13 protein-coding genes are annotated in these 17,660 nt (G+C 68.7%); 6 read left to right on the top strand and 7 right to left on the bottom strand.

Features of this window, described 5'->3' with window-relative positions:
* Positions 1-22: 22 nt before the first annotated feature.
* From ACT3HL_RS13920 to purD, 3 genes are all read right to left on the bottom strand, one after another.
* A complete protein-coding gene (locus tag ACT3HL_RS13920) occupies positions 23-1,822 on the bottom strand; it encodes a CARDB domain-containing protein (protein ID WP_445087376.1) in 1,800 nt (599 codons plus the stop codon).
* Positions 1,823-1,912: 90 nt separating this feature from the next.
* Positions 1,913-2,452, bottom strand: a complete 540-nt coding sequence (locus ACT3HL_RS13915) for a DapH/DapD/GlmU-related protein (protein WP_445087467.1) — start codon at positions 2,450-2,452, stop codon at positions 1,913-1,915.
* 204 nt (positions 2,453-2,656) lie between these two features.
* A complete protein-coding gene (gene purD, locus ACT3HL_RS13910) occupies positions 2,657-3,952 on the bottom strand; it encodes a phosphoribosylamine--glycine ligase (RefSeq protein WP_445087375.1) in 1,296 nt (431 codons plus the stop codon).
* 137 nt (positions 3,953-4,089) lie between these two features.
* Here purD and ACT3HL_RS13905 point away from each other — a divergent pair, with 137 nt between their 5' ends.
* Positions 4,090-6,339, top strand: a complete 2,250-nt coding sequence (locus ACT3HL_RS13905) for a DUF255 domain-containing protein (RefSeq protein WP_445087374.1) — start codon at positions 4,090-4,092, stop codon at positions 6,337-6,339.
* A gap of 134 nt (positions 6,340-6,473) precedes the next feature.
* Positions 6,474-8,675, top strand: coding sequence for an MASE3 domain-containing protein (locus ACT3HL_RS13900; RefSeq protein WP_445087373.1), 2,202 nt, complete (start codon positions 6,474-6,476; stop codon positions 8,673-8,675).
* A gap of 70 nt (positions 8,676-8,745) precedes the next feature.
* Here the strand turns inward: ACT3HL_RS13900 and ACT3HL_RS13895 are convergent, their stop codons facing one another.
* Positions 8,746-9,150 carry a thioredoxin family protein gene (locus ACT3HL_RS13895; RefSeq protein WP_445087372.1) on the bottom strand — a complete coding sequence of 135 codons (405 nt, stop codon included), beginning with the start codon at positions 9,148-9,150 and terminating at the stop codon, positions 8,746-8,748.
* 150 nt (positions 9,151-9,300) lie between these two features.
* Here ACT3HL_RS13895 and ACT3HL_RS13890 point away from each other — a divergent pair, with 150 nt between their 5' ends.
* Positions 9,301-10,311, top strand: a complete 1,011-nt coding sequence (locus ACT3HL_RS13890) for a pyridoxal-phosphate dependent enzyme (RefSeq protein WP_445087371.1) — start codon at positions 9,301-9,303, stop codon at positions 10,309-10,311.
* Positions 10,312-10,474: 163 nt separating this feature from the next.
* Here the strand turns inward: ACT3HL_RS13890 and ACT3HL_RS13885 are convergent, their stop codons facing one another.
* Together ACT3HL_RS13885 and ACT3HL_RS13880 are read right to left on the bottom strand one after the other, a co-directional pair.
* Entirely contained in the window at positions 10,475-10,927 is a 453-nt protein-coding gene (locus ACT3HL_RS13885) for an OsmC family protein (RefSeq protein ID WP_445087370.1), read from the bottom strand.
* Between the two features lie 539 nt (positions 10,928-11,466).
* A complete protein-coding gene (locus tag ACT3HL_RS13880) occupies positions 11,467-12,036 on the bottom strand; it encodes a DUF123 domain-containing protein (RefSeq protein WP_445087369.1) in 570 nt (189 codons plus the stop codon).
* Positions 12,037-12,176: 140 nt separating this feature from the next.
* Here ACT3HL_RS13880 and ACT3HL_RS13875 point away from each other — a divergent pair, with 140 nt between their 5' ends.
* Positions 12,177-14,606, top strand: coding sequence for a DEAD/DEAH box helicase (locus tag ACT3HL_RS13875; RefSeq protein WP_445087368.1), 2,430 nt, complete (start codon positions 12,177-12,179; stop codon positions 14,604-14,606).
* 44 nt (positions 14,607-14,650) lie between these two features.
* On the opposite strand, the gene ACT3HL_RS13870 is transcribed toward ACT3HL_RS13875, so the two are convergent.
* On the bottom strand, positions 14,651-15,133 hold the full coding sequence (locus ACT3HL_RS13870) for an HPP family protein (protein ID WP_445087367.1): 483 nt from the start codon (positions 15,131-15,133) through the stop codon (positions 14,651-14,653).
* A gap of 116 nt (positions 15,134-15,249) precedes the next feature.
* On the opposite strand from ACT3HL_RS13870, the gene ACT3HL_RS13865 reads away from it, so the two are divergent.
* Together ACT3HL_RS13865 and ACT3HL_RS13860 are read left to right on the top strand one after the other, a co-directional pair.
* Positions 15,250-16,428: an alpha-1 4-glucan-protein synthase gene (locus tag ACT3HL_RS13865; protein WP_445087366.1), complete on the top strand. Its 1,179-nt coding sequence runs from the start codon at positions 15,250-15,252 to the stop codon at positions 16,426-16,428.
* Between the two features lie 45 nt (positions 16,429-16,473).
* Positions 16,474-17,643 (top strand): extracellular solute-binding protein, encoded by a 1,170-nt coding sequence (locus tag ACT3HL_RS13860; RefSeq protein ID WP_445087365.1) that lies wholly within the window; start codon positions 16,474-16,476, stop codon positions 17,641-17,643.
* Positions 17,644-17,660 lie beyond the last annotated feature (17 nt).

Raw genomic sequence — 17,660 nt, 5'->3', positions numbered from 1 at the left:
CGCGCCGCTCCGGCCCAAGCCGTCACTCGTTCTCGGAGAGGCGTCGCTCGATCAGATACCCGACCACACCCAGCGCCGTGATCGCCTGCGGGAGGCCGAATCCGGGCTGGTCCACGGCGGTCGGTTCGTCCCGCTCTGATCCCGAGTCGCCGGTCCCATCGGCGGTTGCCGAGGCGTCGCCCGCCTCCGCGGTCACCGCGAACGACTCCGAGGCTGACGCGTCTACGCTCACCGTGTACTCCCCGGGAGACGAAAACGAGTGCTGGAGTTCGACGCGCTCGGATTCGCCGGGCGCCACGTCCACGCTGGTCGTGTCGACGGGGTCTCCGTCCACCGACAGCGCGGACGTGGCAGTCGCCGCGGCGGTCCCGAGGTTCTCGTACGAGACCGCGACGCCGAGCGGTTCACCGACGGTGACGGGACCGCGCGGCCACTCGACCGCACGCGCGAACTGCGGGCCGAACGCCTCGTGTTTGTGCCGCCGGTGGAAGTCGGCCGCGTCCTCGATCATCTCCCCGGTGACTTCGTGGCCGGCTCCGTCGTACGCGGTGAACTCCGCGGATTTGCCGAGGTGCTCGAATATCGCTCGGCTGGTCCTGAAGCGCTCGTCGACCTGAAGCGATCCGAAGACGTCACGGATCAGCTCGTCCGGCTCGCCCGATCCCCGATACAGTTTGTGCAGATACTCCTCGGGGTTCTCGGGGTCTTGGTCTTCGGCGCCGATGTACCAGAAGTGCGCCGTCTCGAACCACGCGTCCCGGTCGAAGTCGTCGCCGACGAGTTCCGGGAGATCAGCGACGCCGACCGGCCAGGGGAGCGACGTCGTCTGCGGCTCCCCAGCCGTCGGGACGTCCTCGGAGAGCTCCGCCAGCGGGAGGACGGCGATTCCGTTCCCGCCGGCCGAGACGGCGTTGACCCGCTCGGGGTGCAGTGCGGCGAGTTTGTCGAAGAACCGCCCATTCGACGAAAACCCCTCGACATGGAACGCCTCGGGCACGTCGTACGGGCGGTCCGCGAGCCGCGCTCGCGCGTCGTCGACCATCGCGAGCACCTGCAGGTCGAGGCGGTCGAACGCGGCTCCGGAGAGCCGGAGGTTCTGATACGACCCGTCTTCGTCCCTGCTCGGGATGAGCGCGACCAGCGCCGGGGATCCCAGCTCTCTCGCGACCGCGCTCAGTCTCCCGTTTTCGATGTGTCCCCGTCCCGACTCCACCCGCCGTTCCGCGTCGGACGGCGACCCCCTCCACGGGCTGTTTCCGACGACCAGCGGCCGTACGTCGGTCTCGCCCGACTCCGTCTCCTCGTTCCCGGCGGCCTCGGACGCGCTCGGCGTATACAGCAGATACGGCCAGTTGAAGCCGGCATCGGGGTCCGCATCGATCAGTTCGAGACCCGATTCGGACTCGTCTCCGTCCGGCTCGTCCAGCGGTTCGCCGACGGCCACGGTCGCGCGGGCGCCGCCGTAGGAGAAGCCGCCCTCCGGCGGTTGCACGGAGACGCTGATCAGCTGCGTCTCGGGGATCGGCTCGTCGAGTTCGACCGTTCGGTCGGTGAATTCGGTTTCGGCGGCGACCTCGAGGACGCGGTACCGCGTTCTGTCGCCCTCCGAGCGGAAGATGATCACCTCCGCGTCTACGTCGGTGTAGAGAGACTGTATCACCACCGACGACCCGTCCGATTCTTGGTCTTCGAACCGGACCGAGACGTTCGCGTCCGATTCGTCCGCCGCCTCCGCGCGGCCGAGCGCGACCGTTCCGGCCGCGGTTGCGCCCGCGAGTTTGAGGATGTGTCGCCGTCCCCACGAGGGTGTGCCCTCCCACATAACGAGCCACCGTTCAGACAGCGGACACTAAGTGATTTGCATCTCCGGCAGTAGTCAGGCCCGCTGACCGTCCCGCGACGTACTCCGTACTCAGCGCGTCCCGTCCCCGTCGGCTCCGTGTTCGCCGTCTGCTCTCGCTTCTCCGCTTTCTCCCGTCTCTCCGCCGCGTCCGCCGTCGACCACGCCACCCCCACCCATCGGCCGCGCCGGCACGCCCGCGACCGTCGCGTTCGGCGGCACGTCGCGCGTCACTAGCGAGTTCGCCGCCACCTGCGCGCCCGCGCCGATGGTGACGCCCGGGAGGATCACCGCCTTCGCGCCGATCATCGCGCGCTCGCCGACGACGACCTCGCCCGTGCGGTACTCGTCCTGCAGGAACTCGTGACAGAGGAGCACCGAGTCGTAGCCGACGACGGCGTGATCGCCGAGCGTGATCAGTTCGGGCCAGAACACGTCCGGCGTCGCCTCCAGCCCCCACGAGACGCCCTCGCCGACGGTGACGCCGAGCCGCCTGAGCGCCCAGTTCCGGGCCCGAAGCGACGGGGCGACCCGGGCGATCCACACGAGGACGTAGTTCAGGGCGACCCGCCAGACCGGCTTCGCGTCTGTCCAGTACCGAAGCGAGTTCAGCGGTCCCGGCGTCGGATGTCGCCGGAGGCGGTCGTGGCGGCGACCGTCGCGGTCGGAAGCCCCGCGCCCGTGATCGTCGCCGGGGCGCCCGCGGTCGTCGTGGTCGGTGGGGTCGGTATCGTCGTCGCTCACGACCGTCAGTTGTCGGCGGGTGACCAAAAGGTTCGCTCGATGGAGCCGCGAACTTCGGTGGCGGCGCCGATCCTATCCGCGGAGCTCGTTCATATGGTCGATCCGACGCTGGAGGAGGTCGGCCGTCCCGACGTCGTGGCGGACGCGGAGCCCGTCGCCCGCGGCCGCGAGAGCGCGTTCGGCCTGCGCTTCCGCCTCGGCGATGGAGTCGGCGACGCCGACGACGGCGAACGACCGCGAGGTCGTGGTGTAGAGGCCGTCCTCGCGCTCGTCGACGCTGGCGTAGAAGAGCAAGGCGTCGCCGACGCTCTCCTCGTCGACGGTGATCTTCGCGCCGCTCTTCGGATCGGTCGGGTAGCCCTCGGGGACGGCGTACTTACAGACGGTCGCCTTCCCGGCGAACTCCAGTCGCGGGAGCGAGTCGCCGTCGCGCGCGGCCGTGAGCACGTCGAGGAACGACGTGTTCAAGACCGGGAGCGTGTTCGTCGCCTCGGGGTCGCCGAAGCGCGCGTTGAACTCGACGACCTTCGGGCCGTCCTCCCCGAGCATGAACTGACCGTAGAGGATTCCCCTGTACTCGGGAAGGGCGTCGACGACGGCCTCCAGCACCTCGACGGCCTCGGCGTAGTCCTCGCTCGTCATGAACGGCAGCTCCGGGCCGGCGTCGCTGTAGCTTCCCATCCCGCCGGTATTCGGCCCCTCGTCGCCCTCGTACGCCCGCTTGTGGTCTTGGACCGCGGGCGTCGGCCGGACGTCGCCGTTCGCGACGAACGCCTGTACGGTGAACTCCTCTCCGACGAGGCGCTCTTCGAGGACGACGCGGTCGTAGTCGCTCTCGCGGAGGTACGCCTTCGCCTCGTCCTCGTTCACCTGATCGCCGATGACTTTCACGCCCTTGCCGCCGGTGAGGCCGGCCGGCTTGACCGCGAGGTCGCCGTCGTAGGCGTCGATGTACTCGCAGGCGGCCTCCATGTCGTCGAAGACGGCGAAGTCTGGACAGCCCGGAATCGACTCCGCCTCCATGAACTCCCGCTGAAACGCCTTGTCCGTCTCGATGCGGGCGGCGTCGGCACCGGGGCCGAACGCGTAGACGCCGGCGTCGACGAGCGCGTCGGCGACGCCGGCCTCGAGCGCGGATTCGGGGCCGATCACGGCGAGGTCGGCGCCGACGTCGGTCGCGTACGCGACGATGTCCTCGACGGCTGTCTCACCGATCGTCTCGAACCCCGCGGCGAGCGCCGTGATTCCGGGGTTTCGGTTGCTCGCACACGCGTACAGGTCACAGGCCGGGTCCGCCGCCAGCGCGCGGGCGATCGCGTGTTCGCGTCCGCCGCCGCCGACGAGAAGGACCGTCTCCGAGTTGGACATATCCGGAGGACATACGCACGCCAGTGTAAAGGTTGCTCTTCACCGTCCGCCAGATGTACACGTCCGTGGAACACGCGCTCGGAGGCAGTTCGAGTCGGGGTCACACCGCTTTTCCCCGCGAGCGACGTACGGCGCGTATGGACGATCCACTGGCGCGGAACCGACTCGACGGGGAGGCGAGCCCGTACCTCCGCCAGCACGCCGACAACCCGGTACACTGGCAGCCGTGGGACGAGGCCGCGCTGACGGCGGCGCGGGCGACCGACCGGCCGATCTTCCTGTCGGTCGGCTACTCGGCGTGTCACTGGTGTCACGTGATGGCCGAAGAGAGCTTCGAGGACGAGGGAGTCGCGTCCGTCCTCAACGAGTCGTTCGTCCCGATCAAGGTCGACCGCGAGGAGCGGCCGGACCTCGATCGGGTCTATCAGACGATCTGTCAGCTCGTCACCGGCGGGGGCGGGTGGCCCCTCTCGGTCTGGCTCACACCCGACGGGAAGCCGTTCTACGTCGGGACGTACTTCCCGAAGCGCGCCGACGACCGGCGCGGAAACGTCCCGGGGTTCGCCGACGTCTGCCGGTCGTTCGCCGAGTCGTGGGAGACCGACCGCGAGGAGATCGAAAACCGCGCCCAACAGTGGACCGACGCCCTCCGCGACGAGCTGGAGACGACGCCGGCGAGCGGCGAGTCGGATCCGACCGCGGCCGAACCGGGTCCCACCAGCGACGGAACGGGCGAGGCCGGCGAGCTTCTCGGCACCGTCGCGAAGGCTGCGCTGCGGGCCACCGACCGCGAGCACGGCGGCTTCGGCTCCGGCGGGCCGAAGTTCCCCCAGCCCGGCCGGATCGAGGCGCTCCTCCGCTCGTACGCGTACTCGGGCTCGGAGGAGGCGCTTTCGGCGGCGACGGCGACGCTCGACGCGATGGCCGCCGGCGGGCTCTACGACCACGTCGGCGGCGGCTTCCACCGCTATGCGACCGACCGCGAGTGGACGATCCCGCACTTCGAGAAGATGCTGTACGACAACGCGGAACTGCCTCGGGTCTACCTCGCGGCGTATCAGCTCACGGGGCGCGAGTCCTACGCGACCATCGCCCGCGAGACGTTCGACTTCCTCGAACGGGAGTTCCGCCACGCGGACGGCGGCTTCTTCAGCACGCTCGACGCCCGCAGCGAGGGCGAGGAGGGGCGGTTCTACGTCTGGACGCCCGCCGAGGTCGAAGCCGCGATCGACGACGAGTTCACGGCCGAACTCGCCTGCGATCGCTTCGGCGTCACCGAGGGCGGGAACTTCGAGGGCTCGACCGTGCTGACGATCGAGTCGTCGATTCCGGACCTCGCGTCGGCGTACGACATCTCCGAACCGGCCGTCGTCGACCGTCTCGAGGACGCTCGCGCCGCGCTTTTCGAGTCTCGGGAGTCGCGCGTCCGTCCCGCTCGCGACGAGAAGGTCCTCGCGTCGTGGAACGGCCTCGCGATCTCCGCGCTCGCCCGCGGCGGCCTCGTGCTCGGCGACGACGCGTACACCCGACTCGCCGCCGAGGCGCTCTCGTTCGTGCGAGAGCACCTCTGGGACGCTGAAGACCGGCGGCTGGCCCGCCGCTACAAGGACGGCGACGTGAAGGGCGAGGGGTATCTCGACGACTACGCCTTCCTCGCGCGGGGCGCGCTCGACCTGTACGCGGTCACGGGGGCGGTCGACCACCTCGCGTTCGCGCTGGATCTGGCTCGCGTCGTCGTCGGGGAGTTCTACGACGCCGACGCCGGCACGCTGTATCTGACTCCCGCGGGGGGCGAATCGCTCGTGACTCGGCCGCAGGAACTGCTCGACCAGTCGACGCCGTCGAGCGCGGGTGTCGCGGCGTCACTCCTCTCGGACCTCGACGCGTTCGCGCCGCAGGCGGGGTTCGCCGAGGCCGCCGGGGCGGTGCTCGACACGCACGCCGACCGAATCCGCGGGCGGCCGCTCGAACACGTCTCGCTCGCGCTCGCCGCGGACGAGCGGAGCCGTGGCGGCACGGAAGTCGTGCTCGCGGGCGCGTCGACCGCGGAGGGAGGGACCATCCACGTCCCCGAGCCGTTCCGCGAGTCGCTCGCGACGACGTACCTCCCGCACGCCGTCGTCTCTCCCCGCCCCGCGACCGACGAGGACCTCGGCGAGTGGCTGGGCGCGCTGGGCCTCTCGGAGGCGCCGCCGGTCTGGGCGAACCGGGAGCGCCGCGACGGCGAGCCGACGGTTTACGTCTGTGAGGGCAGGACCTGCTCGCCGCCGACGCACTCGCTGTCGGAGGCGCTCGCGTGGTTCGAGGGCGGAAGCGGCGGGCGTGCGGCGATCGACGACGGCGAGAGTTCGTGGACCCCCGGCGACGGCGGGGAAGAACGGCCGTAGTGGTCGTCGAGCACAGTGGAGACGATCCACTCGCAGTCGCGCTCGGTCCGACCTGCGAGTGATTGACCGCGGAGAACTGTCGCCGAGAGAACAGAGTAGTAAGAGTTTCCTTCTCGAATGAGCGTTGGAAACCAATGGCGAGGGCCTCGGCACTGAAAGGTTTCAGAACACATCTGATTTTGGGGCTCGTCGGTGTGGTCGCGCTGTATCTCATCCAAGTCCGGAACTACCTGCTCTTTCACAGCCTCGTCGAACTCTTCAGCGTCACCGTCGCGTTCGCCGTCTTCATCGTCGTCTGGAACGCGCGCGGAGACATCGAAAATCCCTTTTTCGCCGTTCTCGGTGTCGCATACCTGTTCATCGGCGCGGTCGACTTACTGCACACGCTCGCCTATCAGGGGATGGGCGTCTTCGCGACCGACGGGGCGAACCTCCCGACGCAGCTGTGGCTCCTCGGTCGGTACCTCGAAGCGTTCTCGCTGGTCGGGGCCGCAGGACTCGCCATTACCGTTCAGTCGCGGTCCCGTCCGCGCTCGAAGCGGGACGACGACTCGCTCGCGCTCGTCGTCGTCGGATACGCGGCTGTCGTCGCGCTCGGACTGAGCTCGGTATTCGTCTTCGACGTGTTCCCGCAAGCGTACTCCCCAGCGGGCGGTCTCACCGACTTCAAGATCGTCAGCGAGTACGTCGTGATGGGGCTGTTGCTCCTCTCGATACTGTTTCTGTCGCGACGGCGAGAGCGGTTCGAATCGCGGGTGTATCAGTTGCTCGTCGCCGCGGTCGCACTGAGCGTCGTCTCGGAGCTCGCGTTCACCTTCTACATCGACGTGTACGGGGTCTCGAACGCCGCCGGACACTTCCTCAAGTTCGGCTCGTTTTACCTGATGTACCTCGCCGTCGTCAAGACCGGGATCACGGAACCGCAGAAGACGCTCTACCGGGCGCTCGCACGGCGTGAGGCGGAAGCGCGGCGGTTCGAGGAGGCCGTAGAGCACTCGGGGCACGCGGTCGTGATCACGGATCGAGACGGCACGATCGAGTATGTCAATCCCGCGTACGAGGAGGTGACCGGGTACACGGAGGCGGAACTGCTCGGGGAGAATCCCCGGATCCTCCAGTCCGGAGAGCACGACGACGCGTTCTTCGAGGAGCTGTGGGGGACGATCCTCGCCGGCGAGGTCTGGGAGAGCGAGTTCGTCGACGAGCGGAAAAGCGGCGAGCGGTTCGTGGTCAATCAGACGATCGCTCCGATCACCGACGAGGAAGGGGAGATAAGGCACTTCGTCGGCGTTCACAAGGACATCTCCGAGCGGAAGAAACAGGAGCAGGAACTCCTCGAGCGGTACGACCTCCTGTTCAACAGCATCCGTGACGCGATCTTTGTCGTCGATCGGGATCACCGGATCACGAACGCGAACCCTGCGTTCACGGGGCTGTTCGGTTACGAACTCGACGACGTCGCCGGTGACTCCGCGAGGGTGCTCTACGACAGCGAAGAGTCGTTCGCGCGGGTGCGACGGGAGGTTCGAAAACGCGCCAATGAGGGGCGCTTCACGCAGATGATCGAGTACGAAAAGCGCACCGGCCAGATCTTCCCCGGGGAGACGACGGTGTTCCGCCTCCACGACGCCGACGGCGAGGAGGTCGGGTTCATCACCCTCGTCAGGGACGTCTCCGACCGCGAGAACCGGATCCAGCAGTTGAAGGTTCTCGACCGGATGCTCCGTCACAACCTCCGGAACGATATGAACGTCATCCAGGGATACGCGGATCTCATCCGCCACCGGAACGGCGAGGCGGTCGCCGAGGACGCGCGCGAGATAATCGAGACCAGCGACCGGATCGTCGAAACCGTGAACAAGCAGCGCGAAGTGACGGAACTGCTCTCGAGGTCTCGACCGCCCCAGCGAGTCGATCTGACGTCGGCCGTCGACACCGTTGCCGCCGCGGTTCGAGAGCAGTACGGGCCGGTTCAGCTCTCTGTTTCGATGCCCGAGGAGTGTTACGCTCGGGCGGTCCCGTCCATCTCGCGGGCGATCGAGGAGCTCGTCGAGAACGCCGTTATCCACTCCGGTCGGACGGAGCCGGCCGTCGAGGTCAGTCTGGACTGTACCGACGAGTGGGCCGAGATCACCGTCGCCGACGACGGTCCGGGGATCCCGGAAATCGAACGGCAGGTCCTGACCGGCGAGATAGAGATCGGACCGCTGCAGCACGGTAGCGGCGTCGGCCTCTGGCTCGTAGACCTCATCGTCGAACAGTCCGACGGCGTGCTGTCGTTCGACGAGCGGGAGCCCCGCGGGAGCGAGGTAACGGTCCGGCTGCAGGCGGAGTGAGGGCGGCGACGCAACGGTCGCGTCGGAGAAGGTGTGTTGCGACCGGCGCGTCGCGGAAGTCGTGCCCCGACTACTCGTGCAGTCGCTCCGCCAGATACACCGCGATCGAGACGGGCTCGTTCTCTACGTATCGGGCGACCGCCTCGCCGTCGCGCTCGACGACGACCGTCGGGATCAGTTCGATGTCGTATTCGTCGACGAGGGGGCCGATCTTGCTTCCGTCGTCCGCCTTCTCGACGGGGTAGTGGTGGACGCGCTCGTCCGGAACGCCCGCGGCGTCGAGTGCGGCCCCGAAATCGGGGAGCTGTCCCCGGCAGTCGCCGCACCAGTCGCCGCCCCAGACGCGGAAGACGAGACCCTCCTCCGAGAGGGTCTCGACGGCGTCCTCGTGGGCGTCGGCGTCCCACGCGGGGTTCGGTTCCATCGTCTCGAGCCGGCCGGCACTCGCCGCGGAGTCGGCGTCTGCTTCGGACATACGCGCTGCTACGGCCGCCGGGGGCGTAAACCTCGCGGTGGTCGTCGGGAGGCCTCCTTCACGGACCCGCCGCTAGAGGGGCCCGCCTTGGTTACCGGCACGCGCGGCGGGCGTCGCCACCGTCTTGTGCCCCACCGACGAACGCCATCTATGGACGCGAACGTGCTCGAGAGCATCGGGTCGCCGCTGGTTCGGGTCGACTCGCCCGCCGGCGCGACGGTCGCCGCGAAGATCGAATCGAAGAACCCCGGCGGATCAGCGAAGGATCGCCCCGCGCTCGCGATGGTCGAGCGCGCCGAGCGCGAGGGTGTGATCGAACCGGGGGACGCCCTCGTGGAGCCGACGAGCGGGAACACCGGCATCGGCCTCTCGGTCGTCGCCGCGGCGAAGGGCTACGACCTCACGGTCGTGATGCCGGGGTCGAAATCGCCCGAGCGGCGCGCGCTGATGAGCGCCTACGGGGCCGACATCGAACTCGTCGACGGCGACATCTCCGCGGCGAAAGACCGCGCCGACGAACTCGAAGCGGGGGGGATGATCCAGCTCCGGCAGTTCGAGAACCCCGCGAACCCCGAGGCGCACTACCGGACGACCGCCGAGGAGATCCTCGAGCAGATCGGGGACCGCTCCGTCGACGCCCTCGTCGCGGGCGTGGGGACCGGCGGGACGATCACGGGCATCGGCCGCCGGCTCCGCGAGGAGTTCCCCGGGATGGAGATCGTCGCCGTCGAGCCAGCGGACAACGCCGTTCTCTCGGGCGGCGAGCCCGGAATCGACGACTTCCAGGGGATGGGTCCGGGGTTCGTCAGCCCGAACCTCGACAGGGACCTCCTCGACGGCGTCGAGACCGTCACGATCGAGGAGGCCGAAGCCGAGTGCCGGCGGCTCACCCGCGAGGAGGGGATCCTCGTCGGCCAGTCCTCCGGCGCGTCGAACCTCGCCGCCAAGCGCGTCGCCGAGCGACTCGCCGATCCCGACGTTCGCTGCGCCGACCCGGAGCCGGGGTACGTCATCGAGGACGCGCCCGACGGGTCGGCCGAGACGTCCCGAGCCGCCCGCGAGGACGCCGAGACCGACGCCGTCGACGATGACTGCCCGCTCGTGATCACGGTCTTCTGGGACAGCGGCGAGCGGTACATGTCGACCGGGATGTTCGACTAGGCTCGCCACCGACGACTCGACGTGTCTGAGAGCGCGTATCAATCTGCGGCGACACAGACAACGCTTCGGACAGTCCCGCGACTGATCGGCCAAGCCGTTCGATGGTCCGACTGCTCGATCGACTGCTCGATCGACTGCTCCGACGACCCGTCCGCTTCGGCGCTCAGACCGCTTCGACGGTCACGTCCGTCGGCGTGGGGTTCCCGATGTTGTCGCCGACGGGACAGCGCTCCTCGACGGCCTCGCCAAGCGCGTCCAAGGCTTTTTCGTCGGCGTCGGACTCGACGTCGACCCGTACGGAAAGCTCCTGGTAGCCTGCCCGGACGTCATCGGCGGCGCCGAGGAACTTCCGGGGGTCGAGAGTCCCCTCGATCGCGATCTCGACGCTGTCGACGTCGATTCCGCGCTCTTCGCTGACGGTGTGGACGACGACGTTGAGACACCCGGCCCACGCGCCGATGAGGTATTCCACGGGGTTGGGGCCGTCGTTCGTGCCGCCCAGTGCCGCGGGCTCGTCGACGACGAACTCGAAGTCACGCGCCTCGACGACTGTCCTCGTTTCGCTCTCGCTTGCTGCCGATACCGCGAACCGTTCGACGTGCTCTGATTCGCTCATCGATCCGATCAACGGGCGGCGACCACATCAAGCGACCCACAGTGGACAGACGCGCCGCACTCGTTGACGCGCGCCAGTGCGCTCGTACCGGTCGAAGCGGCTCAGATCTCCTCGATTCCCGCGGCAACCGAATCTCGGGGCGGTCACACCTTCCGGCAATATCATCCCCGCTCCGTTTTGTTGCCGTTCGGTGAGCGCCGATTCGAGTGAGCGTTCCCCGTCGCGCCGATAGCGATTCTCGGCGATGTGTCGTCCGGCTGTAGATAACGGACAGTTATCATTTTCGGATGTAGTAATAAAGCCGGGCGAGAGATCGGTGGGTTCTCACGAGGTGAGCCACTGCATCGGTGGGTGATTATAAGTATCGGGACGACAAATCTGCTAGTGCCGGGGTGCCTCTGACAACCGGCACGGGCCGCGTCGTCCTTGCCCGGACCGACGCGGCTCGTCGCAGTCGACGCGAGTGATCGCTGTCGACGCAATTTACGCGCGGACGTTGTGCGCCGATTTTGCGCGCGGACTTTGCTCGCCGGCGGAAGTCACCGTTCCGACGGGAGATCCTGTCGTTCGATTCTTCGGAGCGCGTCGACGGCCGCAGAGCGGAGGGACTCGACGTCGTCGGCGCCGACGAGATGGGCTACACAGTCGCAGTCGGACGCGCCGAACCCCGCGAGCGGTGTCTGATTCCGACCGTCCGTCCGGACCGCAGCGCACAGCGCGCTCGCGAGGCCGCACTCGACGGCCGCGTTCGGCGCGGCGACGACGGCGTCGAGCGAGGCGGCCGGGTGGCCGCCGAGGTAGTCGACGTGCCAGTGTCTGACGCCGTGGTCGCCGTCGGCGACGCGCCGGTGGCGGTCGACGCGCCCGAGACCGTTCGAGCCGAACGCGCTGCCGACGTAGGCGTACGCGCCCGTCGGGAACGCCGCGGTTCCGAGCGCCCCCACCGAGATTGTCGCGTCAGTCGCGAGCGAGTACACGAGCGCGTAGGTACCCGGCGGCGCCTCGCCCGCCCCGATCCCCAGGGCGTCGGTTCCGGCGTCGATGTCGTCGGGGTCGATGACGGTGATATCGTCCCTGTGCGCCGGCGTGTCGGCATCGTGCCCGGGCATACCCGAGTGATTTGCCCGGACCGGCAAAACCGTGCCGGGGAGGCTATCCCGGAGGGGGGAGCGCGGCCGGTTGAGAGCGTGACCGAGGCGCGTTCGACCGTAACGGTGAGGTCGGTGCCGACCGCACCGACACCGTAGACGTGGGACGAGACGACACCCCGAGTCGGCGCGGTCCCGTCGGCGACCTCGTCGAGTGGCTTCGCGACCGCCCGTACTACGCGGGGCAGATACGCGACCACCGGCGCGTGGACGGGCGCGCGGCAGAACACGCCGAGGTCGACGTGGAGCCGCGGCTCTCTGCGGCGCTCGCCGAGCGGGGAATCGACCGGCTGTACCGGCATCAAACCGACGCGATCGCGGCCGTTCGCGACGGGGCGAACGCCGTCCTCGCGACACCGACCGCGAGCGGAAAGAGCCTCGCGTACACCGTACCGGCGTTCGAGCGCGCGATGGACCACGGCGGGCGGACGCTGTATCTCGGCCCGCAGAACGCGCTCGTCGCCGACCAACTGGAGACCCTCTCGGATCTGGCTCGCGGGCTCGGATTCGGCTCTCGCGTGTCCGTCGAACAGTACACCGGTCGGCTCTCGAAGGCCGAGAAGCGGGACGTGCGCGACCGGCGGCCGACGGTGCTGCTGTCGAACCCGGATATGCTGCACTACGCGCTGCTCCCGCACGCGCATCGGCTCTGGGAGTGGTTCTTCGGATCGCTGGAGACGGTCGTGATCGACGAGGTACACGGCTACCGCGGCGTGTTCGGCAGCCACGTGGCGCTGACGCTCCGGCGGCTGAACCGCCTCTGTGAGCGGTTCGGGAGCGACCCGCAGTACGTCTGCTGCTCGGCGACGATCGGGAATCCGATCGAACACGCCGCCCGCGTCACCGGGCGGGACGCGGCGACGTTTCGGCTGGTCGACGGCGACGCGAGCGCGACGGGGACGAAACACTGGCTGCTGTGGAACCCGCCGGAGTACGACGCGGGCGGTGCGGACGGAATGGGCGGGGCAGACGGAAACGGAGAGGCGGACGGAGCGGGGGGTGGGTCCCTCGGGAGTTCCGGCGGCAGCGGCCGGCGGCGGTCGAGCCACGTCGAGACGAAGAACCTCTTCGTCGATCTCGTCGCCCGCGGCTTCCAGACGCTCGCGTTCACCCGGGCCAGACAGACCGCAGAGCGGTACGCCACCGAGAGCGCGGCCGACCTCCGCGAGCGGGGGCACCGCAAGGCGGCGGCGTCGGTGACGGCGTATCAGGCCGCGCTGAAGCACGACCGGCGCCGGGAGATCGAATCGGGCCTGCACGACGGCTCCGTCCGCGGCGTCTGGTCGACGAACGCGCTGGAGCTCGGCGTCGACGTCGGCGAACTCGACGCGGTGCTGATCGACGGCTACCCCGGCACGCGGATGTCGGCGTTTCAGCAGGCCGGGCGCGCCGGCCGCGGCGACGACGACGCGCTCGTGGTGCTGGTCGGCGGCGAGGACCAACTGGATCAGTACCTCCTCCGACACCCCGAGGAGTTCTGGGCCGGCGATCCCGAGCGCGCGGTCTGCAACCCCCCGAACGAGGAACTCCTGCCGGATCACGTCGCCTCAGCGGCGACGGAGAACTGGCTTCGCACGGCCGATGAGGCGCACTTCGGGGAGTCGTTCCCGGACGTCGTCGCCTCGCTCACCGCGTCGGGACGGCTGGAGCGTCGGGAGACCGACGACGGCATCCGTTGGATTCACGACGGCGGCGGAAGCCCACAGCACGAGATGAGCCTGCGGACGATCGAGACGCGCGAGATCGACCTCCTCGATTCGCGCTCGAACGAGGTCGTGGCGTCGCTGTCGTTCTCGGACGCGCTGCGGGACGCGCACGCGGGCGCGATCTACCACCATCAGGGGACGACCTACGAGGTGGCCGAACTCGATCTGGACCGCGACACCGCGCTGTTACAGCCGACGTGGGCGGACTACTACACGCGCGTGCTCCACGACAAGGCGATCACCGTCGAGCGGGATCTGCGGTCGAAGCCGCTGTCGGCGCGGCCGGACGTCGACGTCCGCTTCGCAGAGGTGACAATGCGGAAGCGGATCACGGGGTTCGAGCGCCGCGACCCGCGGCGCGGCGAAGCGATCGGCCGGGGGACGCTCGACCTCCCGGAGACCACGCTTCGGACGACAGCGCTGTACTTCACCGTCCCCGACGACGTCGAGCGCGAGATGCGGGAGGCGGGCGGCGAGTACGGATTCAACGGCGGTATCCACGCCGCCGAACACGGGATGATCTCGCTGTTTCCCCTCTCGTTTCTCTGCGACCGCGGGGATATCGGCGGGCTGTCGACGCCGTACCACCCGCACACAGATCAGTCGACGATCTTCGTGTACGACGGCTATCCCGGCGGCGTCGGCCTGACAGAGAGCGGGTACGGCGAGGTCGAGACCCTGCTCGGCCGGACACAGGAGATGATCGCCGACTGCGAGTGCGCCGACGGCTGTCCGGCCTGCGTGCAGTCGCCGCACTGCGGCAACGCCAACGACCCGCTCTCGAAGGCCGAGGCGGTGACCCTACTCGCCGCGTTGACGCCGTGAGTACTATCCGCGTCGCAGTCGTCGCTCACTGTCGCAGTCGTCGCTCACCGTCGCAGTCGCCCCGTGAGGGCCCGATCGACCACTAAGAGCGAGACCACAGCGGGAAGCACGACGACCACCGACTGGACCGGCGAGAGCAACCCCAGCGAGACGATGAGCGTGGTCGCACACGCCGGCGGGTGAACCAGATCGGTATGGCGCATCCCCGTCGTCGTGAGCGTTACGGCGAGAACCGCGCTCAGCGCCAGCCACGGCGGGTCGAACACCAGCGGTGAGTCGGGGACGGGGACGACTGCGGAAATGGCGACATAGGACGCGAGCCCGGCCGCGACGCCGATTGCGTGGCCTCCGACGACGACCCGCCCGGACGGGCCGCTCCGGGCGGTCGAGAGGACGAACGCCGTGGGCCCGAGGCTCGGGAAGACTGCCGGCGCTCCCGAGAGCCACGCGACGGCGGCCGCGAGCGAGAGCAGGAGACCTGCGCGGACGCCGACGGCGACGTCTGCCACTGTGTCCGTTCGTCTCACGAGCGAGTCGAGGACTGTCAGCGGGAAGAGCGGCGTGGTTTCGCTGGGGTGGAGACGACGGTGGGGGCGACCCCGAACCGACAGTACTTTTAGGCCGGCCTAAATAGCGGGGAGTAATGAAGCAAGACGTCTGCGTCGTGGTGCCGACGATCCGCGAGTACGAGTGTATGCGGGAGTACTTCGAGAACGCCCGCGAGCACGGCTTCGACCTCGACCGGCTGTTCGTCCTCCTCGTCACGGAGGACTTCTGCGACGTCGGGGCGATGGAGCGGATGCTGGAAGACGAGGGCGTCGACGGCGCGGTTTACGACGGGTCCCGACGCGAGGCGTGGTTCGAAGAGCGGGGGCTCTCGGACTTCTCGCACCTGATCCCGGCGGCGTCGCACGCCCAGACCAGCTTCGGGCTCCTCTATCTGTGGGCGCACCCGCGCTTCGAGCGCGGCGTGTTCATCGACGACGACACGCTGCCGCACGACGAGTGGGACTTCTTCGGGCGCCATTTGGCGAACCTCGACCGGACCGACGAGGTCGAGTCAGTCGCCTCCGAGGAGCGCTGGGTGAACGTCCTCTATCAGCGCGCCGACGAGCACGGGCTCTACCCCCGCGGCTACCCCTACTCCGCGATGGACGAAGCGGTCGAGACCGGCCGTCGGGAACTCACGGACGTCGTCGCCTCGCAGGGGCTGTGGACGAACGTCCCCGACCTCGACGCCGTCCGCATCCTGATGGACGGTGACCTGCAGGGGCAGGCGCAGACGCGGACCGAGAGGGACGACTTCGAGGGCGACTTCGTCGCCGAGCCCGGGCAGTACCTCACCGTCTGCTCGATGAACCTCGCGTTCGAGCGCGAGGTGATCCCCGCGTTCTATCAGCTCCCGATGGACGACAACGAGTGGGAGGTCGGCCGCTTCGACGACATCTGGTCGGGCGTGTTTCTCAAGCGCGCCGCCGACCTGCTGGGCAAGGAAGTCGTCAACGGCTACCCGCTCTGTGAGCACAACAAGGCCCCGCGGCCGACGTTCGACGACCTGAACAACGAGGTGCCGGGGCTCGAACTCAACGAGCACGTCTGGGAGGTCGTCGACGCCGTCGGCGACGACGCCGACACGTGGTGGGAGGCCGCAGACGAGATGGCGCACGCGCTCGCCGACGGGGACTTCTCGGAGTGGAACAACGGCGCGTTCCTGAATCACTGCGGCGCCTACTGGCTGGACTGGCTGGACTGCTTAGCAGCGCTGAACGAGGCGGGCGGAAAAGGCCCCGCTCCCGACCGCGTCGTCGCCGCCGACGACTGAACGGTATCGGAAAGTATATACGTTTTAGGGCGACCTAAATTAACTATGCGCGAACAACACGGAGCGCCACGAACGCGGCGGCGCTTCCTCCGGGCGGCGACCGTCGCGGGCGTCGTCGGCGTCGCCGGCTGTAACACGCCGGGAGCCGACGGGAACGGGACGGAGACGGACGACGGAACGGCGGGTAACGGCGACGGCTCAGAGCAGATCGGCTCGGGGTCCGCGCCCTTCGGCGATCGCGAACTCACCGGCGTCCCGATGTCTGAGATGCCCGATCTCGAGGGCGAACTGACGCTGTACTCGGGGCGGGGCGAGGCGCTCGTCGGGGAGCTCATCGGATTCATCGAGGACCGGTATCCGAACTTCACCGTCCGTCCGCAGTACAACTCCGCGGCCGAGCTCGTCAATCAGATCGAGATCGAGGGAGACAACAGCCCCGCCGACGTGTTCTACTCCGTCAACGCCGGGGCGCTCGGTCGGCTCGCCGAGGGCGGCCGGACCCAGACGCTCCCGCAGGAGGTCTTGGAGTTCGTCCCCGAGAGCTTCCGCGCGCCCGACGGCGCGTGGATCGGGACCTCCGGGCGCGCCCGCTCGGTCCCGTACAATACGGACACGTTCTCGGCCTCGGACATCCCCGAGGACATTATGGCGTTCCCGGAGACGGACGCGTTCGAGGGACAGCTCGGCTGGGCTCCGACGTACTCGTCCTTCCAGGCGTTCGTCACGGCGATGCGGATTCTCGAAGGCGATGACGCGACCCGCGAGTGGCTGGCGGGGATGCAGGAGCTCGGGGTGAGCCAGTACGGCGACGAGTTCCAGATCGCCCGCGCGGTCGCCGACGGCGAGATCGCCGCCGGCCTGACGAACCACTACTACATCCAGCGCGTGCTCGCCCGCCGCGGCGAGGGCACGCCGCTGGCGACGGCGTTCACGCGGAACGACGCCGGCGCGGTGTTCAACGTCGCCGGCGCGTGCGTTCTCGACACCGCCGAGGACGACACGCTCGCGTCGAACTTCGTCCGCCACCTCCTCTCGGCGGAGGCGCAGGACTACTTCGCTCGAACGACGTTCGAGTACCCGCTCGTACCCGAGGTGGAGCCGATCGGGGAACTCCCGAGGATCGATGAGTTGAACCCGCCGGAGGATATAGACCTCTCACAACTGTCGGACCTCGAGGGCACGATCGATCTCCTCCGGGAGACCGGCGTCCTCTGATCCCGAGGTCCACGTCC

This window comes from Halobellus sp. GM3, assembly GCF_052545375.1.
The sequence above is the reverse complement of the archived record's forward strand: the minus strand, read 5'-3'. Positions and strand labels throughout refer to the sequence as shown.